Source organism: Exiguobacterium sp. U13-1 (assembly GCF_001750115.1).
In the GTDB taxonomy this organism is placed as follows: domain Bacteria; phylum Bacillota; class Bacilli; order Exiguobacteriales; family Exiguobacteriaceae; genus Exiguobacterium_A; species Exiguobacterium_A acetylicum.
The window spans coordinates 2,645,596-2,671,027 of record NZ_CP015731.1 but is presented as its reverse complement, the minus strand read 5'-3'; the positions used below and the strand labels follow the sequence as shown (position 1 = coordinate 2,671,027).

Below are 25,432 nucleotides of genomic sequence, written 5' to 3'. Positions count from 1 at the left end.
ACATGGCAGTATTCATTTATGAAGGTCGGACGATTGCCGGCAAACGAAAGAAAGGCAAGATTACAGCACTGACGAAACGAGAAGCTGCAGAACGGTTGCGGACGGATCAGATTGCTGTGACCTCGCTTGAAAAACAAGAATCGAAAGGCTTGAACACCGAGATTACGTTTCTCAGTGCCAAACCGAAAATCGAACATCTCGTCATGTATGCGCGGCAGTTCGCGACCCTCGTGCGGTCCGGTGTCTCAATCGTCAAGGCGACGGAAATTCTACGCAAGCAGACGGAGTCGAAACCACTTGAACGGGCACTCGTTGAGGTCGAGGACGATTTGCGAAGTGGGATCCAGTTTTCGCAAGCAATCGAAAAGCATCCACGTGTCTTTGATACGTTCTTCGTCAGTATGGCGATGGCGGGAGAGGCGAGTGGTAATCTCGAGGAAGCACTCGATAACATCGTCACTCAACTTGAAAAGCAGTACGAAATTAAACGGAAGGTCATCTCGGCGTTGATTTATCCTGCGGTCGTTTCACTCGTTGCCGTTGGAGTCGTCGTTTTCTTGATGATGAACGTCGTGCCGACCTTTGCATCGATCTTCGATCAGCTCGGTAGTGAACTACCATTGATCACGAAGCTCGTCGTCGCAGTATCCGACTTCTTCGTCGCTTATTGGTGGGTACTATTACTGATTGCCTTCGGATTGATTGGCTTACTGTATTTCAATTTAAAAAACGAACGGCAACGTTTATTCTTTGATCGATTCTTATTGATGGTTCCAGTCTTTGGTCCATTGATCCAAAAATCGCAAATTGCCTTGATGACGCGTGGACTATCAGTATTGTTGAACGCTTCGGTCCCGATCCTGGCATCGCTCGACATCACGGAACGGATCGTCACGAATCGGATCATCCGGAAGGGGATTGCGAGTGCCAATGAAGCGATGTCACGCGGAATTCCGATGCACGAGCCGCTTGAGAAAAACAAATATTTTCCACCGCTCGTCACGCAGATGATTGCGATTGGCGAAGAATCAGGGCGTCTTGATACGATGTTGACGGAAGTCGCAAACTTCTATGAGACAGAAGTCGAGACGACGACGGACCGATTAAAGTCGATTATTGAGCCGTTGCTGATTGTTGTCCTCGCTGCCATCGTTGGGGTCATCGTCATTGCCGTCGTCGTACCGATGTTTAAAATTTACTCGGATATCCAAGCAAGTTGACAATTGTAAAAACATTTACCTGTTGTGAAAAAAAGACATAATCTACAAAAAATATGGTGCTACTATAATAGTATTCGTCTGGATAGTATTACCTACTAGCCAAAAACAGTAAAAAAGTACTAGGGAGGCATAATGTAATGGTAGAACGTTTAAAAGAAATCTGGTTAGATGCAAAACAAATGCGTGATGAGCGCGGGTTGACGTTGATCGAGTTACTCGTCGTCGTCGTTATCTTAGGAATCATTGCAGCAATCGCTGTCGTCGCAATCGGTGGATTGATTGAGAACTCACGTAAGGATGCAGTTGTTTCGGATGCGAAGCAATTAGTAGCTGCAGCAAAACTTTATACATCTTCGAATCCTGTTCAGCCTGGTGAAACAGTAAAAGTTGGGGTTAATGACAATAACGACGCTATCGTGGCTAACGATGTTACTAAAGGTACTGCAGCAGCACCACGCACAGACTCTTTGAAAAAGTATATTGATGATATGAAGGATGCATTGAACTCTGATGCAGACTATAAAGATTCATATGTAGTTGTCACTGAGAAAAATGGTTCATACACATATGCAGTCACGTTAACTAGTAAATCAACAGATTATACTTATTTTAGTGCTTCAGCTCCTTCAGCATTAAAGCGCAGTGGAGTAAAAGAAAAGTAATAATTACCACCCCCTCCTCGGGGGTTTTTTTCTGAACTTTTTTGAAAGGGAGGTCGTGTCATGACGATCGTCTTCACGGTATATTTTTTCTTATTAGGCTTACTCATCACGTCGTTTACGAACGTCGTCGGTCTGCGCGTTCCGGTCGGGGAGTCGATCGTTCATCCGCGCTCTCATTGTCCGACGTGTGGACATGTCTTAGGACCGCTCGAACTGACGCCAGTACTCGGCTATGCACTGCTTGGCGGCAAATGCCGCTCTTGCGGACAACCGATCTCAATCAAGTATCCAGCGCTTGAATTACTCGGAGGAATCCTCTATGCCTATGCCTTCTGGCAGTTCGGCTGGTCGATGGAACTCGCATTGACGCTCGTCCTGACAAGCCTACTGTTCATCCTGACGATGTCGGACTTAGCCTACATGCTGATCCCGAATAAAATTTTGCTGATCTTTTTGCCGATTGCCTTGATTGTGCGCTACCTTTCTCCACTCGAAAACTGGTATAATCCAATTATTGGTGGAATCGTCGGGTTCGTTCTATTGTTTGTCATCTTTCTTGCTTCCCGGCGTGGTATGGGAGCAGGGGATGTCAAGCTGTTCGGACTGCTCGGAATCTTCCTTGGACCGCTTCACGTCGTCATTGCCTTGTTCGTCTCGGCATTCGTCGGTTCCGTTCTTGGTTTAACGTTACTTGGACTCGGACGCGTGAAACGGAAACAACCAATTCCCTTCGTCCCGTCGATTGCCGTCGGGACCTTACTGACATATTATTTTGCGGATGATTGGGTATCGTGGTACCTCGATTTACTGCTTTAAGAAAGGAAGAACGTACATATGGCGCAACGGCGTAAAGGTACATATATCTACTTTAATTTCACCGATGTCGCAATTTTCGGTGCAGTCGTCAAAAAAGGCGTCATCAAGCGCCAGGCAGTCGTCGCGCTGCCGCCGGGAACACTGCAAGGAGGCTGGTTGCAACCCGAAGCCTCGCTTGATTTCATCTTTGACGGGTTACTGACGAAGCTGAAAGTACCACGTGGCTCGCAAGCGGTGCTGGCACTCGATGGTTCACTCGTTCTCGCTCGGAAACTTGATATCCCGGAGACGATCGAGACGAATCAAATCCGCGGTTACTTATTCATGGAAATTGGACATAGTATCGTCTTGCCGTTTGAAGAACCGTATTTTGATTACACGGTTCTGGAAGAAGACGGCAAGCGAGAAATCATGCTCTATGCCGCGCCAAACGAGGCGCTGAAGCAATATACGCAACTGTTCAAACAAAAGCATTTACGACTGGTCGCAGCTGAACCTCAACCACTCGCGACCTATTTCGGGATCGAAGCCCATCATCCGGTCACGACAGAAGCCGATACATTATTGATCTGGAATGCGAATGCAACGAACCACCAGTTGATCATCATCGAAGATCACGTGCCGCGTCTGATTCGCTCCGTTGATACGTTTGCGGCTGACGCGTGGGATGTTAATGTCATCGATGATCAATTGCATTATCGTTACCGTTCGGATGATCCGACGGTTGAACTCGTCTTAGACGAGATGTTGCTCGAGTTCTCACGAGTGCTCGATTTCTATCGCTTTTCGCTCGCGCGCGAAGGACGGGAAATCACGAACGTCGTCCTTGCCGGCGACTTCCCGTTCCGAGATGAACTGGCGACGCGTTTCCGGTCGAACTTCGATTTAAACCTTGATGAGATTCCTGACATGATGACGATCGACGGACAGTCGATTCCACGAGCCTACTTACCGCTTGCTGGTCTTGCTTCACCGCGAAAAGACCGCATCAACTTGTTACCCGAAAACGATGAAGCACCGAAGTACCCACTCGTCGCTTCATTGATCCTCTTATTGTTCGGGGGACTCGCCGGTGGCTATCTCTACTGGCAAACCGATCAATTCGCGGATCGCGTCGAATCGACGAATGATCAAATCCAGATCGTTCGTCAGCTGCAGTCGGAATCGGATCAATCGGCGAAACAAGAAGTTGCACAACTTAAACAGACGGTCGAAGGACTTGAGACGACGCCTCGTCCTGCTGTACCAACACTTGAGCGGATTACCCGTTATCTCCCGGAACGCGGTTACATTCTTCAATTTGCGTACGGTGCAGATCATGCCGTGACGATGACGACCCAGTTCGAGACACTTGATGAACTGAACGATTTTTATCGCGAGTTACTGACGGATAAAGTCTTCTCAGGAACGAATCTTACGAGTGTGACGACACGGACGATGAATGAAAAGGCCGACGTCGTCACGACAACGACGGTTGATCCGACGACCGGACAAGAAGTCCCGACGACGGAAATTACACCGTCTGAAGATGCCAAATCAGAAGAACCCCGTTATATCGGACAATTCTCGTTAAACGTCAACCCGACGGAAGTCGTCAAAGGTGAGACGAACGAGGCTGATCCGGAAGTACCAAAAGAAGATCAGCCGTCTGAATCGGAAACGGATGGCTCGACGGAAGCGACTCCTGAGACCGATACGACGGAGACGACTGATCCGAATGTAACGACTGAAATCGAGGAGGTGACGGACAATTGAAACGTTATAGTAGCTTCATCCTCCTCGGTCTAACGATCTTGATCGTCCTCGGTGCGGTTGGTTACTTCGGTTATACGACCTATACGACACACCAAACGTTGCAAGAAAAAGAAGCGACGCTGAAGCGGGAACAGATGGTACTCGAACAAGCGAAAGCGAACGAGCAGAAAGTCGACGTCGCTGAGTCGAGTTTTCTCCAACAAAAAGTCCCGGTGACGGCATCGAACGATGATGTCATCGATGCGATCAACGCATCGAGTCAGATTGCTGGTGTCAAAGTCCAGTCGATCACGTTTGGTCAGGCGACAGAGACAGCACCACAGTCACCGGTGACCTCAACACCTGCTGTTGACGGAGCGATGGCGACGGAGTCTGATCAGGCAGCTGCAGCTTCATCTGCAACGACGGGAACGACCACAGCGAATGCAACACCGCTTCCGGCATCACTAACAGTCGAAGCCCCGTCGTATGTTGAATTAATGGCATTCCTGAAGCAAATCGAGCGGACGGATCGAATCACGGTCTTACGCCAAATCCAGTTGTCGGGACCGGAAGAGCCGGGTCCAGGCAGTGGAACAGTCTTACTTGAGGATGAGATGCTCTCATTCACAGTCGAGATCGAGTCGTATTATCGTCCGGATTTGACGAAGTTGACGCCGGATAAACAAACGCCACTCGAGGAGAAGACACCGAAGTCGGATCCATTTGTCGATGTGACAGGAAATTAAGGTTCATTTGGCGGTTCCTACTCTGTTAGGGACCGCTTGTTTTTTGTTAGACTAAACGATGACTCGAATTATCCGATTCGAAATTAACGGGAAAGAACGTGATACTGATGATAACGCAACCACACTTGATTCTCGCGTCGGCTTCACCACGCCGGACGGAGCTCCTGCAACAAATCGGAATTCCTCATGAAGTCGTACCGGCGAACGTCGTCGAAGAGGCACCGTATCCGATGTCACCACACGAGTACGTCCGTCATCTATCGCAAAAGAAAGCGCGAGCGATTACAGCAGATGGTGTCATTCTGGCTGCCGATACGGTCGTCGCAATTGATGACATGATTCTTGAGAAGCCGGCGGATATTTCTGAAGCGCGGGCGATGCTTGCGCGTCTGTCAGGACGTGCTCATGAAGTCGTGACAGGCGTGACGATTCGCTTCGGAGAGAAGGAAGAGACGTTCGACGTGACAACGTACGTCCGTTTTGGTGCATTACCAGGCGAGTGGATCGAAGGCTATATTGCGACGATCGAGCCCTACGATAAAGCGGGCGGATATGGTATCCAAGCGATGGGTGGTCTATTCGTCGAGGCAATCGAGGGCGATTATTACAATGTCGTCGGACTGCCGATCCACGAGATCACAAAACGTCTCGCGTCCTTTGCGATCAAGCCGATGTTTGCGTAATCCTGAAACAGAGAGGTCGGATGCTGTGATTGAATGGCCGAAGGATATGGTTCAGTTGAAAGGCTTGGCACAAGCGACGACAGTCGAGTTGCTGGCGTGTCTCGTCCGAAGTGGGACGCGCGACCGGACACCGCTTGAAATCGCGGAAGAATTACTGCACATCTATCCTTCATTGATCGAACTCGAGGCAGCGGGAGTCGGTGGGCTCGAAAAAGCACCGGGGGTCGGGAAGGCGAAGGCACTACAAATCATGGCTGGACTAGAACTCGGTCGACGGCTCGTCACGGAACCCAAATGGGTGCGACCGACGATCCGCTCACCGGAAGACGCCGCCGAACTGTTGTTAGAAGAGATGCGCCTCTATCAGCAGGAACACTTCATCTGCCTGTATTTGAATACGAAAAATGAGGTCGTCTCGAAAAAGACGTTATTCATCGGAGGATTGAACACGTCGATCGTCCACCCGCGAGACGTCTTCCGGGAAGCGATTCGCTGCTCGGCTGCGAACTTCATCGCCGTCCACAATCATCCGTCCGGTGACCCGACGCCAAGTCGGGAAGATATCGAGGTATCTGAGCGACTCGTTGAGGCGGGACGACTCATTGGAATCAGTTGTCTTGACCACATCATCATCGGGCATGGACAATTTATTAGTATGAAACAGCGCGGATTTATGTAAGAATAACGTCTGAAGGGAAAGCTTCGATTCTTTCCGTCAGACGTTTTTTTGTGTGTTTTCTAAGGCGAACTGTAAACAAGCTGTAACGTTTTAACGCTTTCCAATGAAGGCTTTTCCGTTATAATTAGTGAAGTGTATTCTCAGAGAGGGGTTTTTTGAATAATGTTTGGATCATTCAGCCGTGAAATCGGCATTGACTTAGGTACGGCTAACACGCTTGTGTATGTAAAGGGGCAAGGAATCGTCGTCCGCGAACCGTCCGTCGTCGCCTTCCGTACGGATACAGGGAAAATTGAAGCTGTCGGTAACGCGGCGAAAAACATGATCGGTCGTACGCCGGGTAACGTGACTGCACGACGCCCGATGAAAGACGGGGTTATCGCGGATTATGAAACAACCGCTACGATGATCAAATATTTCATGGATCAAGCTTCGAAGAAAAAAGGCTTGTTCTCTTCTAAGACGAACGTCATGATCTGTGTACCAAGTGGAATCACATCGGTCGAAAAACGTGCGGTCGAAGATGCAGCGAAACTTGCAGGTGCGCGTGAAGCGTACACGATCGAAGAACCATTCGCAGCAGCAATCGGTGCTGGTCTTCCGGTTTCAGAACCAACAGGATCGATGGTCGTTGATATCGGTGGTGGTACGACAGAAGTTGCTGTCATCTCACTCGGTGGTATCGTCACGAGCCAATCGATCCGTGTCGGTGGTGATGAGATGGATGAGTCGATCATTCGTTACATCAAATCGAAATACAACTTGATGATCGGGGAGCGGACAGCTGAGACGTTGAAAATGACGATCGGTTACGCTCGCATCGATGAAGAGTCAGAAAACGAAACGATGGAAATCCGTGGACGTGATCTCGTCACAGGTCTTCCGAAACAGATTGAAGTCACAAGTGCTGAAATTTGTGACGCACTCTCGGATACAGTCGAAGCGATTCTTGCAGGTGTCAAACATACGCTTGAGCAGACGCCTCCTGAATTATCAGCAGACGTCATGGACCGCGGTATCGTCTTGACAGGCGGTGGGGCACTCTTGAAGAACCTCGACGCTGTCATCGAAGACGAAACACGCATTTTGACACTCGTTGCGGAAAACGCACTCGATTGTGTCGCAATCGGTACAGGAAAATCACTCGAGATGATGAATGTCCTTCGTTCGAAATCAGGCATCTCGCAAAAAAGATAAGGACGGGATGAGCGATGAAGCGATTTTTAAATAATCGAAAACTGCTCATCACACTCCTTAGTTTTCTCCTTTTGGTGATCTTAATCGGGATTTCGCTACAAGGGCGTAACCAATCCCACTGGTATCAAAGCTTCGTGCGGGATACCGTGGGCGTCGGTCAACGCCTTTTCGCGACACCGATTGGCTGGATTGATGATACGGTCACTTCGATTAAAGAAGTGCGTGACGTGTACAAAGAGAACGAACACTTGAAATCACGTTTAAGTGACTATGCCGGTAATGCCGTCAAAGTCCGTGATCTAGAACGTGAGAATAAAGAATTGAAAGATATGCTCGACCTGAACGGATCGATTCGCGACTATAAATTGTTACCAGCAGAGATGATCGGTCGGACATCGTCCGAATGGCAACGGTTCGTTACGATTAACATCGGCGAACAAAAAGGAGTCAAGCCGAACATGGCCGTCGTAACAGCAGATGGACTGATCGGTCGCGTCATCCAGGCGAGTGCGTATACATCCCTCGTGCAGTTGATGTCAGATACGAGTCGGACGAATAATGTCTCGGCAACGGCAGACGACACGAAAGGAAAAGGAGTCTTCGGTACAATCGAAGGCTTTGATGAGGAGACGAAATTACTCAAGTTCACGAAAATTCCGAATGACGCGAAGCTGAAAAAAGGGCAGACCGTCACGACGTCCGGTCTTGGTGGAAAGTATCCGAGCGGAATCGTCATCGGAAAAATCGAGGAAGTGAAATCCGATCAGTATGGGGCTTCGAAAATCGCATACGTCAAACCGGCAGCAGACTTCGAACAGTTCGGTCATGTCTTCGTGATTGAGCGCGAAGCGAAGGAACCTTTCGCTGAGACCGATAAGGGAGGGGACACTCGTGAATAACGTTAAGTTGTTTTTCGCCGTGTTCCTTCTTTTTATCTTAGAAGGAACGCTGTTCGCAGGACCACTCGGAGACGGTTCACCGTACGTCATCCATGCGACATTGATTGGTCTAATGTTCCTCGGTCGGTATGGAAAACTTGAACAGGCACTCGGATTCGGACTCGTCTTTGGATTGCTGTATGATTTCGTGTACTCGGATATCATCGGCATTTACTTATTTGCGTTATCCGCCATTCCGCTTTTTAGTAGCTTCGTGCTAAAATATGTAAAGGAGAACGTATTGACGATTCTTGTCACGTTCACGTTCAGTGCCATTTTGTATGAGCTCGATATATATTTCTTTACGGCTTCGGTCGTAGGTGTCGGAGTCTCCTTCCAGGAACTCGCGACACAGATCATTCCAAGGAGTCTGGTTGCCCAGCTGATCGGGATCATCATCCTGTATTATCCGATGACCCGACTCGTGCAGTCGACCCTTGACGAGAAAAGAGGATGAGTCATGATTGAGCGTAAACGTTATGTAACGATGAAAGGTCATCGTGGTGGCCTCGCCGTCTATGTGAATGAAAGGTGCAGTGTGGATGAATTTCTTGACGATTTAGAGTTGACGCTTGCGGACAAATCCGTCGAGAACGGACGCGCCGTACCGATTACCTTCTTCTTCGGTCGACGTTATGTCGATGAAGGAGTGTTGACGGCCGTCGAATCTATCGTCGCGCGACATGATTCCTTCTCTTTCAAAGGCTATGACAGTGAGTGCATCACGAAGGACGAGGCAAAAGCCTTGTACGGAGAGCGAACGTTTCATTACTTCGGTGGAACGGCACGCAGTGGGCACGTATTAGACGTCGAAGGTTCGATCGTCATCATCGGAGATATCAATCCAGGTGCGGTCGTCCATGCGACAGGAAGTATCTATTGTCTCGGTGCTTTACGTGGTACCGTTCATGCAGGAAAAGGTGGCAATGCGGAAGCCGTCATTGCGGCGAGTGTATTGCAGCCGAAGTGGGTCGCAGTCGCTGGCACCGTCCACGAAGAACCGGACGACGCACCGATTCCAGCTCTCGATATGGGTTGTGCATTTTTAGGCGAAGACGGGGTCGAATTCTCCCGCCTTCAAACCGTTCCGCTCGCGCGGATGGATCAGTTTGCGATTGATAGTGAAAGAGGGTGACGGATATGGAACAAGTGAAAGAACAGGTACATATGGAGGCGAAGACGAACATGGGACGCGCCATCGTCGTCACATCCGGTAAAGGTGGCGTCGGAAAGACAACGACGACTGCAAACATCGGAACAGCACTTGCATTGATGGGACATTCCGTTTGCCTCGTCGATACGGATATCGGGTTACGTAATCTGGATATCGTGCTTGGTCTCGATAACCGGAGTATCTATAACATCGTTGACGTCGTGACAGGGCAATGTAAGTTGCACCAAGCACTCGTCCGCGATAAACGTTTTGAAGAGATGTATCTGTTGCCTGCTGCTCAATCAAAGGATAAGTCCTCCGTCACACCCGAACAGGTGAAGGCAATCATCGATACATTGAAACTCGAATACGACTTCGTCTTGATCGATTGCCCTGCAGGAATCGAGCAAGGCTTCATGAATGCAATCGCTGGAGCGGATGAAGCCGTCGTCGTGACGACACCGGAAAAAGCAGCCGTTCAGGATGCGGACCGGATCATCGGGATGCTCGAACGCTCAGAACGTAACATCGTTCCGAAACTCGTCATCAACCGGGTGCGTTCGCATATGATGGCATCAGGTGACATGCTCGACATCGATGAGATCATGCGTATCCTTTCGATCGATTTGCTTGGTCTGATCATCGATGATGAAGAAGTAATCGCTGCTTCACACCGCGGTGTGCCTGTGACGATGAATCCGGATAACCGGGCTGGACTCGGCTACCGGAACATTGCCCGCCGGATTCTCGGAGAATCTGTACCACTGCTTGATTTAAATGAACAACCACAAAAAGGATTCTTCGTCAAATTGAAGAAGATGCTTGGGATGAAATAAGAATGGGAAATTAGACTAGGACGACATCGTCGTGCCTAGTCTAATTTTTTTGGAGGGATCAGTATGCGATGGATTAGTGAACAGACCGCTTCACTCGAACGATTGGCATTGGTCGAAGGCGGTCGATTGATTGAATATCATGAGCGGATGCGTGACGAGATTCGGGTTGGCACTTTCGTCTATGCCAAGGTCGACCGGTTGCATCCGACGCTCGGGGCAGCCTTTTTGATCGCGACTGACGGTACACCGCTTTACTTACCGCTGAATGAAACGGTGGAAGCACTTCGTCGCTATCCGGACGTCCCGACGATCGGGCAAGCCGTCCAGGTCGGACAGACGTTACTTGTCCAGGTCGTTAAGGAAGGCGTCGCACCGAAGCAACATAAGGTGACGCAGAACATCACCTATGGTGGACGTTATCTCGTCTATTTCCCATACGGTCGACGTATCCGTTTCAGTCGAAAGCTGGACCTCGTCATCCAGCGTCAACTGGCGGAGCAACTGACGACGACGGAAGAAGAGGGGATTCTCTACCGGACAGAGGCGGCAAAAGCATCAATTGACGAATTGAAGCAAGAATTGCAGTCATTACGGACACGACATAAAGAACTTTTGCAGGCGCCGCGTCTTGAACAAGACGAAGCACTGATCGTTCAAGAAGCAAAACGACTTCCCCATGTCATGGAAGCGCTCGTCATGACACGTCAGGAAAAGGAACGGCTCGAGTTGCTTGGTCTATCTGTCGAACGCTCGCTACGAAAAGGGCGCTTACCTGAGATGGAGACCATTGATGGGGCGATTGAAAAAGCGATGCAACGGGTCGTCTGGCTTGAGGGGGGAGCGTATCTCTTGATTGAAGAGGTCGAGACGATGACCGTCATCGACGTCAACAGTGGGAAGACGATCTCCGTCAAGGAACAAAAGCGGACGTTTGATCAAATCAATGAAGCGGCTGCCGTCGAAGTCATGCGCCAATTACGGTTGCGCAACATTAGCGGTATGATTGCGATCGATTTTTTACGTGGCTCTAGTAAAGGTCAGACACGGGTGACGCAACTCCTCAAAGAACGAGCGGCGCTCGAGACGAAACAAATCGAAGTCTATGGCTTTACGAAGATGGGCTTATGCGAACTGACACGACAACGTCACGGGAAATCGCTACAGGAACGCTCACAGGAATCCGGGCAGTGGACGCGATTGAGTGTCTATCGCTTGATTGAACCGAAGTTACTTGAGATTGCGACCTATGCGGAAGCGGTCGTGATTCGCGCACCACGGCATTTGTTGCAAGACGAATTCATCTCTCGTCAACCGCTCGAAGTCCATGTGCTCGAAGGCGATCCAGCGGTCCTGTTCACGGGGTCGTCACAGGACTGTCTCGATTTCATCAAGCGATCGGAATAATCCTTCAGAACAGCATTGACAAGGTAGAAGAACGTTTGGTATTCTGAATAACGTTAGTTCGTTTGGAAGCACCCAAATGACTACAACCGCACAGACCGGGTTTTAAAGCATCCGCTGCCCGTGATGGCGAGTCTGAGTTCCTAAGAGGAGGTGCACGTAATGTACGCAATTATCAAAACTGGTGGTAAACAAGTCAAAGTTGAAGCTGGCCAAGAAATCTACGTTGAGAAATTAAACGCAGACGTCGACAGCACAGTTGAATTTGGTGAAGTATTGATCCTTGGTGGTGACGATGTTAAAGTCGGCGCTCCACTCGTAGAAGGTGCGAAGGTCGTAGCAACGGTCATCAAACACGCTCGCGCGAAAAAGATCACTGTCTTCAAAATGAAAGCGAAAAAGAACTACCGTCGTAAGCAAGGTCACCGTCAACCTTACACGAAGGTCCGCATCGAGAAAATCGAAGCGTAAGCCATGATACGTGTCAAGATTCGACGAGATGAAGCGGAACTCGTCCGCTCCATCGAAGTGACAGGACATGCCGAGTTCGCAGAACCAGGTCTCGACCTTGTCTGTGCCGGCGTCTCGTCGGTGATCTTCGGGGCATACAATGCCATAGAAGCATTACTCGGGCAGGTCCTGCTCCTTGAAATGGCAGAACAACAAGAGGGTGGCTACTTTTATGTAGAACCGTACGCTGACTTAGCACCGGATGTCAGTGAACGCACCCAATTGTTACTGGAAGCGACTTTGGTCCAACTTGGTACCATCGCTGAAAGTTACGGTGAGTTTATCCAACTTGAACAAGTATAGGAGGTGGATTCCACATGTTGAAACTTAATCTTCAGTTCTTCGCATCGAAAAAAGGGGTAGGTTCGACAAAGAACGGTCGTGACTCGCAATCGAAACGCCTTGGGGCGAAACGTGCAGACGGTCAAACTGTTTCTGCTGGTTCAATCCTCTACCGTCAACGCGGTACGAAGATTCACCCAGGTATGAACGTCGGACGTGGTGGCGATGATACACTTTTCGCAACTGCAACTGGTGTCGTTCGTTTCGAACGTCTCGGACGCGACAAGAAACAAGTCAGCGTTTACCCAGCATAAGGATCGACGAAGCAGACTCTAGCCACTTTCGAGGGTTAGGGTCTGTTTTTTTTAGGAGGGAACGACCGATGGAGGAACAGCAGGTACTTGATCTTTTAAAGACTCTTCGTCACGAGTGGTTGAACCGGATACAACTCGTCCGTTCGTATGGCGCGATCGGAGACGAACAAGCAGTCGAGTCAATCTGTTCGGCGTACCGGGATCAAGCATCTCGGGAAGGACGTCTAGCGCGAATCGGATTGCCGAAAACCGCACTGGCGTTACTGCAAGCTGAATGGTCAGGCAAAACTGTGACGTATGATGTCATCGGAGCACCCCACATGGAAGATGAGCGGCTGAAGCAACTCGTCGAAGCAGCCATCGCCATGATTGATGTAGGAGTAGGAGAAGTATCCGTGACCTTCCACGAGGGCGTGACCATCGAGATCTATCGGGATCTACTAGATATGTCGCGCCTTGAAGATCTAGTGACGCCGATGGAAATCGAGTCGCAGACGGAAAATGAGTGTGTGATTGAGATTGAAAGTCTTCCGTTTGAGGAAGAGAAGTAAGAGGAGGGATCCGACATGTTTGTCGATCAGGTAAATATTTATGTAAAAGCAGGTGACGGAGGACGTGGGCAAGTAGCGTTCCGTCGCGAGAAATACGTTCCGGACGGCGGTCCTGCCGGCGGTGACGGTGGTCACGGGGCACACGTCGTCCTTGAAGTCGACGAAGGGCTTCGGACATTGATGGACTTCCGTTACAAACGTCACTTTAAAGCAGTTCAAGGTGAAAACGGTATGTCAAAAGGCATGCACGGTCGTAAAGCCGAGCATTTAATCGTCAAGGTCCCACCTGGTACGGTCGTCTATGATGACGATACGAATGCAGTCATCGCTGACCTCGTCCATCACGGGCAACAAGCGATCGTCGCAAAAGGTGGACGTGGCGGACGTGGGAATACACGTTTTGCAACACCAGCCAACCCAGCACCTGAGCACGCTGAAAACGGTGAGCCAGGAGAAGAGAAGTACTTGAAACTTGAACTGAAGATGCTAGCAGACGTTGGTCTCGTTGGTTTCCCGAGTGTCGGAAAATCAACGATGTTATCAGTCGTTTCAGCAGCACGTCCGAAAATCGGCGCGTATCACTTCACGACGATCACACCGAACATCGGTGTCGTCGAAACGGAAGATAGCCGTAGCTTCGTCATGGCTGACTTGCCAGGATTGATTGAAGGCGCAAGTGAAGGTGTCGGACTCGGTCACCAGTTCCTACGCCACGTCGAGCGGACGAAAGTCATCGTCCACGTCATCGACATGAGTGGGATGGAAGGCCGCGATCCAATCGAAGACTACAACATCATCAATAAAGAACTTGCAGACTATAACCTGCGCTTAACAGAGCGTCCGCAAGTCGTCGTCGCGAACAAGATGGACATGCCGGATGCGGCAGAACATCTTGAAGCCTTCAAGGAAGCTTTCCCAGAGCTTGAAGTATTCGAGATTTCAGCAGCAACACGTCAAGGATTACGCGATCTGTTATTCCGAATCGCGGACCTCGTCGATGCAACACCAGAATTTGGTCTTGAGGAACTCGAAGAGAAAACAGCGACACCACGTGTCGTCTACGGTTACGAAGCACCTGAAGCCGGCTTTACGATTTCGAAAGATGAAGACGATTGCTTCGTCATCAAAGGACCACGGATCGAAAAACTCTTCACGATGACAAACTTCATGCGTGAAGAATCGATTAAACGTTTCGCTCGGACACTGCGTCAAATGGGTGTCGACGAAGAGTTACGTCGTCTTGGTGCGATCGACGGCGATGTCGTTCGTATCCGTGATTTCGAGTTCGAATTCGTCGAGTCATCCTTCTAAGCGGTTCATTCCATTAGGAAACGGAGTGTGAAAGCATCGTGGACCCATTGCCCATGATTTCATTCGTTTGGTTAATTCCGATTCTCGTCTTATCCGCATTCTTTTCCTCAGCCGAGACGGCACTCGCGAGTGTCAATCGGTTGCGATTGTTGCATCAGTCGGAAGCAGGGGACGCGCGTGCGTCCCGTGTATTTCGTTTACTTCAACGCTATGAAGAGACACTGACGTCGATTTTGATTGGGAATACGATCGTCAACGTCGCTTTTATCTTATTTGGTGGCTGGTGGATCATCCAGTTCGTCGAGACGATCGCGACACAAACCATTGCCTTTCTTGCGCTGTTTTTCCTGTTGCTGTTGTTCGGGGAATTGATACCGAAGTCGTATGCCCGTGAACATACGGAACGTTACGTGTTGTTGATCGGACGTCCACTGCGCTTCTTCTTACTGTGCTTTCGACCACTCGTCTTCCTGTTACTCCGCTTACGCCAGTTAGCGCTAAGGTTGATTGGAGCAGATCCAAAAGGACCGCTCGTGACTGAACAGGAACTCAAAGCACTCGTTGATATCAGTCAAGAAGAGGGGATCATGGGGCTTGCAGAGGCTGAACTCGTTCATCAAGCGGTTGATTTTCAACATGTGACGGTCGAGGATGCGTTGACGCCTCGCATGGATATTCAAGCGATCGATATTGATGCGCGGCTTGAAGATATCCTTGCAGAGGTCCAGAAGGGTGGCTATTCTCGTCTACCGGTCTATAAGGATTCGATTGATCACGTCATCGGTGTATTATCGGAGCGGGACTTTCTGCGTGCGTATGTGAAGAATGGCTCTGTCGATATCCGAGAATGGATTCGACCGGTATCGTTCGTCGTACCACAGACACGATTGATGGATTTATTACCGGAACTCAAAGTCAAGCAGTCCCATATGGCAGTCGTACTTGATGAATTCGGAGGGACGGCAGGTCTGATCACCCTTGAGGATATTTTAGAAGAAATCGTCGGGGAGATTTGGGATGAACACGATGAATCATTGGAATACACGAAACGGATTGGTCCAGAGCAATACGAATGTCTAGCAGAGTATGACATTGAAGACTTCTGTCAGCAATTTCAGTTGACGATGCCAGACACCGATGCCCAGTCACTCGGGGGATGGATCATGGAGGAGAGCGGACAATTGCCGGACGTTGGAACGGTGATGCGTTATGAACGTGTCACGTTGACGGTCTTGCATATCGAAAACCGACGCGTCCGCAAAGTTTTAGCAGCGTTCGATCCGCCATCTACGATGCCGGAGACACGACTTGAACCGATTGAACGATAAAAAACCGCCTATTCTTTGGGAATAAGCGGTTTTTATTGTTCAGACATCGAGCTCCGAAACGAGAATTCCGAGACGATCGAGTTTTGCGATAGCTGCTTCTAGTGCTTCTTCATGATCCGCTTCCAGCGTATGAATATGGACTCCGTCCGTCAGGCTCGAGAGCGGAGTGGCTTGCGTCTCCTTTAACTGCTCGAGCAATACGCGGACATCTCGGCGGCTTTTTAGCATCAATTCTCCAGTGATGAAGCCGTAGACGGGATGTTCGATGATAACATCACGGACGACGACCCCTTCGTCAACGATGGCGTCACACTCATCCTTTAACTGATCGATGCCGTGACGGCAAACGATCTTGCGGCGTAATTTTGAGCCGTCGACTTCCGGATCATTGATAAAATAGCCACGAGCTGTCGCGATGACAGGATATCCTTTTGCCTTTAACAATGATAAATCCTGCACAATCACTTGGCGACTGACACCTGCTTGTTTCGCCAGTGCCGTTCCTGTGACAGGTTGCTCACTTTCCTCAATCATACGAAGTAATGATTTCCGGCGTTCTTCTCCGGAGATGCGTTTCCCCATCATGTCTCCTACCTTTCTCCAGTGTCATGAAATTGTGTTCAACACATCAATGCACTGTTCGATTTCTTCGTTCGTCGTGTGTCTTCCAAAACTGAGTCGAATCAACCCATGAGCCGCCGATTCGTCATAGCCGATGGCACGTAATGTCGCATTCGGACCATTTTCTCCAGCCCGACAAGCACTACCAGCAGAAACGGCGATTCCAGCACGATTCAAGGCGAGCAACGCGTATTGACCGTCCCGTTGTTTCGTATGGATGGCACAGATGGAAGCCAGTTGCGTCGGGGACTCGATGATCACGTAACGAGACGAAGACAATGTTTTTTTTAGCATACCACGAAATCGACGGCTTGAATCCTGGATTCCTGGATTTTCTAGTCGCGTGGCTTCACAGGCAGCGATGAAGGCTGCAATTCCCGGAACATCGACTGTACCAGGACGGATCCCGAATTCGTGATGACCTTCGTAGTAAGGACTGAAGAGTGGTCGTCGCAGATACAGGGCGCCCAACCCTTTAGGTCCATAGACCTTGTGACTACTCATCGTGTACGCATCAAAGGCGTCAATATGGATGTCGTCTTTTAAGAATCCTTGGACCCCGTCGCAATGAAACAGAATCCCACGCGATTGACAGTAAGCTGCAATTCGTTCGACGGGAAAGCGAAAACCCGTATCCGAATTGACGTGTTGAATCGAGACGACACCAATTTCGTCCGTACAAGTCGCGACGAATTGTTCCCAATCGAACGTTCCGTCCGGTAATAAAGACAGGTGCCGTGTTTCTTGTGCCCAGCGCGCAAGCGGAAGCAAGACCGAATCATGTTCACATCGAAGTGTCAAGACAACTGATTTGTTACTCTGTCGCATCAAGTGTGTCAAAGCGATGTAATTCGCTTCTGATCCGCTCCCTGTAAAGATAACGGTTCCTTCTTGTTGAGCCAATTGTTGCATCAGATAGTGACGGGCTCGTTCGAGTAAACGTTCAGCATCCCCACCGATGTCGTGAAGAGAAGAACTGTTGCCGTAGAACGACTGAGCGGCTTGTTGATAATGATCGAGTGCTTGTGGATGCAGCGGAGTCGTCGCTGCGTAATCGAGATAGATCATGAAAAAATCCTGTCCTTTCGTCTTGTCACTCAGCTAAAAGTATGCCAAACTTATTGTCAAGTCAATAGTAAACATTTAGATATAGAGGTGTAAATCATATGTCTTTACATAAAAGGCTTGAGACGGATGTGTTGATCATTGGAACAGGGCTTGCCGCGATTTCAGTCGCCCTGCATCTTCCTTCAGGAATGAACGCATTACTTGTCTCGAAAGGTACGCGGTTTGAGACAAATTCCGTCCGAGCACAAGGTGGGATTGCTTCCGCTTATGCAGAAATCGATCATCGTGGTCACTTTGAAGATACGTGCCAAGCAGCAAAAGGGCGTATCAATCGGTCCGTCGTCGATTACGTCACCCGATCGGGAACCGAGGCGATGGAATTCTTATTACGACAAGGCGTTTTATTCGATCAGTCCGAGGGAGAGTTTTTACTCGGTCGTGAAGGAGCACATCGTTTGCCGCGGATTTATCACTGTGGCGGGGACGAGACTGGTAAACGGATCATGGAGACGTTGATGCCGCAAGTACCATTTCCGATTCTTGAGCAGACGCATATCACAGAGTTGATTCAAGTCAATGGACAGGTAGTAGGTGCAGTCGGATATAGCGAGGGAGAGCCGATCGAGATTGTGGCGCGCGCAACGATTCTCGCGACCGGTGGAGTGGGTGGATTATTCGCAGCGTCGACGAATGACCCTTTGATTCAAGGGGACGGGATTGCACTCGCCTTTGAAGCGGGGGCGACGATTCGTGATCTCGGTTATATCCAGCATCATCCGACGGTACTCGTTCATGCAGGTCGTTCGGAAGGTTTAATCACGGAAGCATTACGAGGTGCAGGAGCGACGCTTGTAACGAAAAATGGCGACCGGATCATGGCGGATCATCCGATGCAAGATTTAGCGGCGCGAGATGAAGTCGCAAAACGAATCCATGAGGTGCGAAAACGTGAACCGGTCTATCTCGATACGTCGAACGTCGTCGACCGAACGAAACGGTTTCCAACGTTTGTAGAAAAATGTGAAAAACTGAACATAAATCCGGATCTCGTTGAAATTGCACCAGGCATTCATTTCTTAATGGGTGGGATCGAGACGGACCTTTCAGGGCGGACGCAGGTCGAAGGACTATACGCGGTCGGCGAGACAGCATCGATTGGACTACACGGTCGAAATCGTCTGGCGTCGAACTCGCTCCTTGAATGTGTCGTCATGGGAAAAGCAGTAGCAGAACAGCTCAAGCTGTTACCGGAACGTTCAGTCAAACAAATAAAACGACGTCCGGGAACACTTCGTTCCGTAACAGACCGTCTATCGCAGGTCATTGGTGTCGAAATGGATGTTAGGCAGATACAAGAAAGTCTGGACGCATTAAAAGACTGGACATTAGACGAATCCGGACAGGAAGCGGAAGAAAATCGATTACGTCACGTAACGGCATGTTTGTTGCTTGAAGGAGCACGGAGTCGATTGACAGGAGAGGATGAGAGCGTTGAACAAGTGGCAGTTACGGCAACAACTGGAGGCATTTTTAATCGAGGATATCGGACAGTGGGACATCACGAGTGAAGGATGTCTGACGGGACAAGAACGCGGGACCGGTCGTTTTTTAGCAAAGGAAGACGGAGTTTTTTGCGGAGCAGACATCATTCGGGAGATGGCGCATCTGTTACAAGTCGACGTGACGATTCATGTAGCGGAAGGGACGGTCGTCACGCGAGGCACACTCCTTGCCGAGTGGTCTGGTTCGTTACAGGATATTTTAAGTGGAGAACGGGTCGCCTTGAACTTGGTGCAACGTTTATCCGGGATTGCGACGAAGACACGTCAAGCCGTTGAAATGGCAGCAGGACGAATCCGAATCACGGATACACGAAAGACGACCCCTGGATTACGAATGCTCGAAAAACATGCCGTTCGCGTCGGGGGTGGTTATAGTCATCGCGGACGTCTCGATGACGCCGTCATGATCAAGGACAACCACATCACAGTAGCGGGATCGATTACGGAAGCGGTGACGCGAGCAAAACGTGTCGCGGGTCATACGACACCAATTGAAGTCGAAGTCGAGACGGAAGCGGAAGTGCTGGAGGCAGTGGCTGCAAGAGTCGATATCATCATGCTCGATAACCGGACACCAGCAGAAATCAAACAGCTCCGGCAATTGATTCCACCGCACATCACGGTCGAACTATCCGGTGGGATTACGCTAGACACGTTATCAGACTTTGCAGATAGCGGAGCAGACGTCATCTCACTCGGAGCACTCACCCATTCAGCAACAGCACTTGATATCAGCATGAAAATCGAAGGAGGAAAAAAAGATGTCATTTGATTTATTACGTCATGAGGGAATTCCGGCGTCGTACTTACAACAATCAGAAGCAGACTTAATCGCCATCATCGAAGGGGTCAAAGCACGGATGGGCAGTCGCTTGTTCTTACCTGCCCACCACTATCAAAAGGATGAAGTCGTCCAGTTCGCGGATGCGACGGGAGATTCGCTCCAGCTCGCGCAAGTCGCGAAGCAGATGACAGAAGCGGAATTTACAGTCTTTTGTGGTGTCCACTTCATGGCAGAGACGGCAGACATGCTGACGGATGCGTCACATACGGTCGTTTTGCCTGACATGCGTGCTGGTTGTTCGATGGCGGATATGGCGAACGATACGCAAACGGAGCGGGCCTTTACGATCTTGACGGAACGGTTCGGGGAGTCGATTTTACCGTTGACGTATGTCAATTCGACGGCAGCAATCAAAGCGTTCGTTGGTCGTCACGGGGGGGCGACAGTGACGTCATCAAACGCTGTCCAGATGGTCAAGTGGGCGCTTGCTGAACGCGACATCTTATTCTTCCTGCCCGATCAACACCTCGGTCGCAATACGGCGCACGCACTCGGAATTCCGTTAGAACAGATGGCGATTTGGGATCCGATCAAGGACGAACTCGTTTTTGACGGGGAAGACCAGGACGTCCGCGTCATCTTATGGAAAGGACATTGTTCGGTCCACGAGAAATTCACGGTCGGTCAGATTGAACAGTTCCGCAAGACGGATCCAGAGCGAAAGATTCTCGTCCATCCGGAATGTTCACACGAAGTCGTAGCAGCGTCTGATCTCAACGGATCAACGGCGTACATCATTCAACAAATCGAACAGGCTGCTCCTGGAACGAAGTGGGCGATCGGAACAGAGATGAACCTCGTCAATCGACTCGCGTCGACTCATCCGGAACTTGATATCGTGTCGCTCAATCCATTCATGTGTCCGTGTCTGACGATGAACCGGATTGACTTACCGCACTTGGCGTGGGCGCTCGAACAAGTCGAAGCCGGTGACCCGGTTAACATCATCACGGTCGATGCAGAGACGACGCGGCACGCCGTATTGGCGCTCGAACGGATGCTTGAGCGTTCATAAAATAAAGGGTGAGAGCGTGGTCGTGCGAACGATCACGCTTTTTTGTTTTCTGATTGAGAGACCGAACATATGTATTGATTTTTGCTGAAGAACGCTTTGAAGCCAAACGAAGATGTATGCTACAATAACACGAGAGTTTGTTTAAGGATGGGAGCGTTCCACATTGATAGAATTCGTACGCGGCGAAGTCGCTTATGTCTGTGCGGAATTCGTGACGGTAGAAGTTGGCGGGATTGGCTACAAAATCGTAGCACCGAACCCGTTTTTTTATCGGACCGGAGACGAACAGATCATCGTATATACGTATCATTATGTCCGTGAGGACCAAGAAGTCTTATTTGGATTCCGTTCCCGTCGTGAGCGTGCCTTGTTCACGAAGTTGCTCGGTGTCACAGGAATCGGACCAAAAGGAGCGCTTGCGATCGTCGCATCAGGGAATGTCGATGCGCTCGTTGAAGCGATTGAACAAGAGAAAGAAAGTTATCTCGTCAAATTCCCAGGGGTCGGCAAGAAAACAGCGAAGCAAATGACGCTCGACCTAAAAGGAAAGTTAGCTGAGCTCGCACCGGATTACGTACCGAGCGAAGGCTTGTTCGCGCAAGGCAATGCTGAGCTGAATGAAGCTTGTGAAGCCTTAACGGCGCTTGGTTACAGTGACCGAGAAGTCGAGAAAGTCAAAAAAGCGTTGCAGGCAGAAGTCCTGTCGACGGATCAATATGTCAAACGGGCACTCCAGTTGTTATTGAATGTGAGGTGAGGACATGGAAGAGCGCATTTTGTCAGAATCCGCCCATGCGGAAGATCAAGAAGAGTGGAGTCTGCGTCCTCAAACGCTCGAGCAATATATCGGGCAGGAGAAAGCAAAAGGAAATTTAAGTGTCTTCATCGAGGCGGCAAAAATTCGTCAGGAAACACTCGATCACGTTCTTCTCTACGGTCCTCCGGGGCTCGGGAAGACGACGCTTGCAACGATCATCGCGAACGAGATGGGAGTCGGCATCAAGACGACAGCCGGTCCTGCGATCGAACGACCGGGTGATTTGGCAGCAATCCTATCATCACTGGAACCGGGTGACGTCTTGTTCATCGACGAGATTCATCGATTGAGTCGATCGATCGAAGAGATCCTGTATCCGGCGATGGAGGATTATTGTCTCGATATCGTCATCGGTCAAGGGGAACTTGCCCGCAGCGTCCGAATTGATTTACCACCGTTTACGCTCGTCGGTGCAACGACACGTGCGGGGATGTTATCGGCACCGCTCCGTGATCGTTTTGGCGTGACGCTGAAGCTTGAATATTATACGATGTCAGAGTTGTCTGCCATCGTGACCCGGACGTCACGATTGTTCGGATTCGAAGCGGATCGTCTGGCAGCAGAAGCGATCGCACTCCGTTCACGTGGCACACCACGTGTCGCGAACCGGTTATTACGGCGTGTTCGTGATTTTGCTCAAGTCGCCCATCAAACCGAGATCGATGCCACGCTTGCGACAAGTGCGCTTGATCGCTTGCATGTCGATGCGCTCGGACTCGACGATGTCGACCATCGTTTACTACGATCGCTTGCAGAACGGTTTGCCGGTGGTCCGGTCGGACTCGAGACAATCGCAGCGACGATCGGGGAAGATGCGCAGACGATCGAGGATGTGTATGAACCATATCTACTACAACAAGGATTTTTACAACGTACCCCGCGCGGACGTGTCTTAACACCGTTCGCCCGCCAACATTTAGGACTGAAAGAAGGAAATTGAACCAATGGATGTAAACTTATTTGATTTTCATTTACCAGAAGAACAAATTGCCCAAGTGCCATTGCTCGACCGGACGAGTTCGAAATTGATGGTTCTCGATCGGGAGACCGGTGCGATTCAGCACCAGCACTTCCATGATATCGTCGATCACTTCCGCGAAGGCGATACACTCGTCATCAACGATACGAAAGTCTTACCGGCCCGTCTCTTTGGTGTGAAGGAAGAAACGGGTGGAAAGATTGAATTGTTACTCTTGAAGCAAACGAGTGACGATGTTTGGGAAACACTTGCGAAACCGGCAAAACGTGTTAAACCAGGAACGATTTTATCGTTTGGTGACGGGTTACTCCGTGCTGAGTGTGTCGAAGCACTTGAAGACGGAGGACGAATCCTGAAGTTTTTCTATGACGGGATTTTCTACGAAGTGCTCGACCAACTCGGAACGATGCCACTGCCACCGTATATTCATGAACAACTCGAGGATCAAGATCGTTATCAGACGGTCTACGCTCGGGAACGCGGAAGTGCGGCAGCACCGACGGCTGGTCTTCACTTCACACCGGAATTGCTTGAAGCGCTCAAAGCGAAAGGCGTCCGGATCGCACCGTTGACGTTACACGTTGGACTTGGCACGTTCCGTCCTGTCTCGGTCGACGACGTCGATAGTCATAAAATGCACAGTGAGTACTACGAACTGCCGGAAAGTTCAGCTGCCTTGCTACGCGAAACACGGAAACAAGGCGGACGGATCATCGCAGTCGGAACGACATCGACACGGACGCTTGAAACGGTCATTCGTGACCATGGCGACTTCGTCGAAGCAACGGGCTGGACGGACATCTTCATCTTCCCAGGTCAGGAAGTCAAAGGGATTGATGGATTGATCACGAACTTCCACTTACCGAAATCAACATTGATCATGCTCGTGTCCGCATTATCGACACGGGAACACATTCTGCATGCCTATGAAGAAGCAGTCGCGAACGGCTATCGTTTCTTTAGCTTCGGTGATGCGATGTTCTTAACGAGAGAGGAACGAAACTAATGACAAAACACGCGGTAACATACGAACATATCAAGACATGTAAACAATCCGGAGCGCGGTTAGGAATCGTCCACACGCCGCACGGTAGTTTCGAGACACCGGTCTTCATGCCGGTCGGAACGCAAGCGACGGTCAAGACGATGGCACCGGAACAAATCAAGGACATGAACGCGAACATCATCCTCGCGAACACGTACCACCTCTGGGTGCGTCCAGGACATGATGTCATCAAGGAAGCGGGCGGTCTGCATAAATTCATGAACTGGGATGGCGCGATTCTGACGGACTCAGGTGGTTTCCAAGTGTTCTCACTTGCTGACCTCCGGAACATTTCTGAGGAGGGTGTTCATTTCCGTAACCACTTGAACGGGGACAAATTGTTCTTGTCACCGGAAAAAGCGATGGAAATTCAAAATGCACTCGGTTCAGATATCATGATGGCGTTTGATGAGTGCCCACCGTACCCAGCTTCTCACGAGTACATGAAAGCATCTGTCGAACGAACGAGCCGCTGGGCGGAACGTTGTCTTGCTGCGCATGAACGTCCACACGATCAAGCGCTGTTCGGTATCATCCAAGGTGGAGAATACGAAGACTTACGTCGTCAAAGTGCAAAAGACCTCGTTGCCCTTGATTTCCCTGGTTATGCGGTCGGTGGTCTATCAGTCGGAGAGCCAAAAGACGTCATGTACCGTGCGCTCGAATTCACGACACCACTCATGCCGGAAGACAAGCCTCGTTATTTGATGGGCGTCGGTTCACCGGACGCATTGATCGAGGGTGCGATCCGCGGAATCGATATGTTCGACTGTGTCTTACCGACACGGATCGCGCGAAACGGCACATTGATGACATCACAAGGACGTCTCGTCGTTCGGAACGCGAAGTATGCACGTGATTTCCGTCCGCTCGATGAGAAATGTGATTGCTACGCGTGCAAGAACTACTCGCGTTCGTACATCCATCACTTGATCCGTGCGCAAGAAACGTTCGGTCTGCATCTGTGTTCGACACACAATCTTCACTTCCTCGTCAAGTTGATGGAAGGCGTTCGCCAAGCGATTCGTGAGGATCGCCTGCTCGATTTCAAGGAAGAATTCTTCGAAGAATACGGTTACAATTTACCGAACGCAAAGAATTTCTAACAAATCGTCTG

Annotated in this window: 28 protein-coding genes and 1 other annotated feature; of the genes, 26 read left to right on the top strand and 2 right to left on the bottom strand. The window is 50.0% G+C overall.

Translation table 11 applies throughout. The features are described from left to right. Positions 1-2 precede the first annotated feature (2 nt). From ESP131_RS13950 to ESP131_RS13860, 19 genes are all read left to right on the top strand, one after another. Positions 3-1,220, top strand: coding sequence for a type II secretion system F family protein (locus ESP131_RS13950; RefSeq protein WP_029342265.1), 1,218 nt, complete (start codon positions 3-5; stop codon positions 1,218-1,220). 137 nt (positions 1,221-1,357) lie between these two features. After that, positions 1,358-1,882, top strand: coding sequence for a type II secretion system protein (locus ESP131_RS13945; RefSeq protein WP_029342264.1), 525 nt, complete (start codon positions 1,358-1,360; stop codon positions 1,880-1,882). A 60-nt stretch (positions 1,883-1,942) separates the two neighbouring features. Then, a complete protein-coding gene (locus tag ESP131_RS13940) occupies positions 1,943-2,698 on the top strand; it encodes a prepilin peptidase (RefSeq protein WP_029342263.1) in 756 nt (251 codons plus the stop codon). 18 nt (positions 2,699-2,716) lie between these two features. Beyond that, entirely contained in the window at positions 2,717-4,453 is a 1,737-nt protein-coding gene (locus ESP131_RS13935) for a type IV pilus biogenesis protein PilM (RefSeq protein WP_069940872.1), read from the top strand. Further along, a complete protein-coding gene (locus ESP131_RS13930) occupies positions 4,450-5,181 on the top strand; it encodes a YfgM family protein (protein WP_029342261.1) in 732 nt (243 codons plus the stop codon). The genes ESP131_RS13935 and ESP131_RS13930 overlap by 4 nt, the downstream gene beginning before the upstream one ends. Before the next feature lie 107 nt (positions 5,182-5,288). Beyond that, positions 5,289-5,864 carry a Maf family protein gene (locus ESP131_RS13925; RefSeq protein ID WP_069940871.1) on the top strand — a complete coding sequence of 192 codons (576 nt, stop codon included), beginning with the start codon at positions 5,289-5,291 and terminating at the stop codon, positions 5,862-5,864. A 46-nt stretch (positions 5,865-5,910) separates the two neighbouring features. Next, complete coding sequence (gene radC, locus ESP131_RS13920; protein ID WP_050677672.1) at positions 5,911-6,543, top strand: RadC family protein; 633 nt, start codon at positions 5,911-5,913, stop codon at positions 6,541-6,543. Between the two features lie 162 nt (positions 6,544-6,705). After that, positions 6,706-7,740 carry a rod shape-determining protein gene (locus ESP131_RS13915; protein ID WP_029342258.1) on the top strand — a complete coding sequence of 345 codons (1,035 nt, stop codon included), beginning with the start codon at positions 6,706-6,708 and terminating at the stop codon, positions 7,738-7,740. 14 nt (positions 7,741-7,754) lie between these two features. Beyond that, a complete protein-coding gene (gene mreC / locus ESP131_RS13910; protein ID WP_029342257.1) occupies positions 7,755-8,639 on the top strand; it encodes a rod shape-determining protein MreC in 885 nt (294 codons plus the stop codon). Further along, positions 8,632-9,135 carry a rod shape-determining protein MreD gene (gene mreD / locus ESP131_RS13905; RefSeq protein WP_023468949.1) on the top strand — a complete coding sequence of 168 codons (504 nt, stop codon included), beginning with the start codon at positions 8,632-8,634 and terminating at the stop codon, positions 9,133-9,135. The genes mreC and mreD overlap by 8 nt, the downstream gene beginning before the upstream one ends. Positions 9,136-9,138: 3 nt before the next feature. Beyond that, complete coding sequence (locus tag ESP131_RS13900; protein WP_029342256.1) at positions 9,139-9,813, top strand: septum site-determining protein MinC; 675 nt, start codon at positions 9,139-9,141, stop codon at positions 9,811-9,813. A 50-nt stretch (positions 9,814-9,863) separates the two neighbouring features. Then, positions 9,864-10,667 carry a septum site-determining protein MinD gene (minD, locus tag ESP131_RS13895; protein WP_029342255.1) on the top strand — a complete coding sequence of 268 codons (804 nt, stop codon included), beginning with the start codon at positions 9,864-9,866 and terminating at the stop codon, positions 10,665-10,667. Between the two features lie 63 nt (positions 10,668-10,730). Continuing rightward, positions 10,731-12,071, top strand: a complete 1,341-nt coding sequence (locus ESP131_RS13890; protein WP_069940870.1) for a ribonuclease E/G — start codon at positions 10,731-10,733, stop codon at positions 12,069-12,071. A 74-nt stretch (positions 12,072-12,145) separates the two neighbouring features. Then, positions 12,146-12,215 (top strand) — a sequence feature (ribosomal protein L21 leader region). 15 nt (positions 12,216-12,230) lie between these two features. Further along, positions 12,231-12,539 (top strand): 50S ribosomal protein L21, encoded by a 309-nt coding sequence (rplU, locus tag ESP131_RS13885; RefSeq protein WP_012370978.1) that lies wholly within the window; start codon positions 12,231-12,233, stop codon positions 12,537-12,539. A gap of 3 nt (positions 12,540-12,542) precedes the next feature. Continuing rightward, positions 12,543-12,881, top strand: a complete 339-nt coding sequence (locus tag ESP131_RS13880; protein ID WP_023468945.1) for a ribosomal-processing cysteine protease Prp — start codon at positions 12,543-12,545, stop codon at positions 12,879-12,881. Positions 12,882-12,895: 14 nt separating this feature from the next. Continuing rightward, entirely contained in the window at positions 12,896-13,174 is a 279-nt protein-coding gene (gene rpmA / locus ESP131_RS13875) for a 50S ribosomal protein L27 (protein WP_012370976.1), read from the top strand. A 68-nt stretch (positions 13,175-13,242) separates the two neighbouring features. Then, entirely contained in the window at positions 13,243-13,725 is a 483-nt protein-coding gene (locus ESP131_RS13870; protein WP_069940869.1) for a Spo0B domain-containing protein, read from the top strand. 15 nt (positions 13,726-13,740) lie between these two features. After that, positions 13,741-15,036: a GTPase ObgE gene (gene obgE, locus ESP131_RS13865; RefSeq protein WP_023468943.1), complete on the top strand. Its 1,296-nt coding sequence runs from the start codon at positions 13,741-13,743 to the stop codon at positions 15,034-15,036. Between the two features lie 53 nt (positions 15,037-15,089). Next, positions 15,090-16,364: a hemolysin family protein gene (locus ESP131_RS13860; protein ID WP_069940868.1), complete on the top strand. Its 1,275-nt coding sequence runs from the start codon at positions 15,090-15,092 to the stop codon at positions 16,362-16,364. A gap of 39 nt (positions 16,365-16,403) precedes the next feature. On the opposite strand, the gene ESP131_RS13855 is transcribed toward ESP131_RS13860, so the two are convergent. Together ESP131_RS13855 and ESP131_RS13850 are read right to left on the bottom strand one after the other, a co-directional pair. Continuing rightward, on the bottom strand, positions 16,404-16,949 hold the full coding sequence (locus tag ESP131_RS13855) for a transcription repressor NadR (RefSeq protein WP_231925638.1): 546 nt from the start codon (positions 16,947-16,949) through the stop codon (positions 16,404-16,406). 21 nt (positions 16,950-16,970) lie between these two features. Continuing rightward, complete coding sequence (locus ESP131_RS13850; RefSeq protein ID WP_069940867.1) at positions 16,971-18,053, bottom strand: cysteine desulfurase family protein; 1,083 nt, start codon at positions 18,051-18,053, stop codon at positions 16,971-16,973. A 98-nt stretch (positions 18,054-18,151) separates the two neighbouring features. Here ESP131_RS13850 and ESP131_RS13845 point away from each other — a divergent pair, with 98 nt between their 5' ends. The 7 genes from ESP131_RS13845 to tgt all read left to right on the top strand — a co-directional run bounded on the left by ESP131_RS13845 (position 18,152) and on the right by tgt (position 25,421). After that, positions 18,152-19,621: an L-aspartate oxidase gene (locus tag ESP131_RS13845; protein ID WP_069940866.1), complete on the top strand. Its 1,470-nt coding sequence runs from the start codon at positions 18,152-18,154 to the stop codon at positions 19,619-19,621. Beyond that, positions 19,545-20,387, top strand: a complete 843-nt coding sequence (gene nadC / locus ESP131_RS13840; protein ID WP_047393643.1) for a carboxylating nicotinate-nucleotide diphosphorylase — start codon at positions 19,545-19,547, stop codon at positions 20,385-20,387. The genes ESP131_RS13845 and nadC overlap by 77 nt, the downstream gene beginning before the upstream one ends. Next, positions 20,377-21,474: a quinolinate synthase NadA gene (gene nadA / locus ESP131_RS13835; protein WP_069940865.1), complete on the top strand. Its 1,098-nt coding sequence runs from the start codon at positions 20,377-20,379 to the stop codon at positions 21,472-21,474. Before nadC ends, nadA begins: the two co-directional genes overlap by 11 nt. A gap of 163 nt (positions 21,475-21,637) precedes the next feature. Next, a complete protein-coding gene (gene ruvA, locus ESP131_RS13830; protein WP_023468936.1) occupies positions 21,638-22,231 on the top strand; it encodes a Holliday junction branch migration protein RuvA in 594 nt (197 codons plus the stop codon). Positions 22,232-22,235: 4 nt separating this feature from the next. Continuing rightward, positions 22,236-23,231, top strand: coding sequence for a Holliday junction branch migration DNA helicase RuvB (gene ruvB, locus ESP131_RS13825; protein WP_029342246.1), 996 nt, complete (start codon positions 22,236-22,238; stop codon positions 23,229-23,231). Positions 23,232-23,235: 4 nt separating this feature from the next. Then, on the top strand, positions 23,236-24,276 hold the full coding sequence (gene queA / locus ESP131_RS13820) for a tRNA preQ1(34) S-adenosylmethionine ribosyltransferase-isomerase QueA (RefSeq protein ID WP_023468934.1): 1,041 nt from the start codon (positions 23,236-23,238) through the stop codon (positions 24,274-24,276). Then, positions 24,276-25,421 carry a tRNA guanosine(34) transglycosylase Tgt gene (tgt, locus tag ESP131_RS13815; RefSeq protein WP_029342245.1) on the top strand — a complete coding sequence of 382 codons (1,146 nt, stop codon included), beginning with the start codon at positions 24,276-24,278 and terminating at the stop codon, positions 25,419-25,421. Before queA ends, tgt begins: the two co-directional genes overlap by 1 nt. The last annotated feature ends 11 nt before the right edge of the window (positions 25,422-25,432 follow it).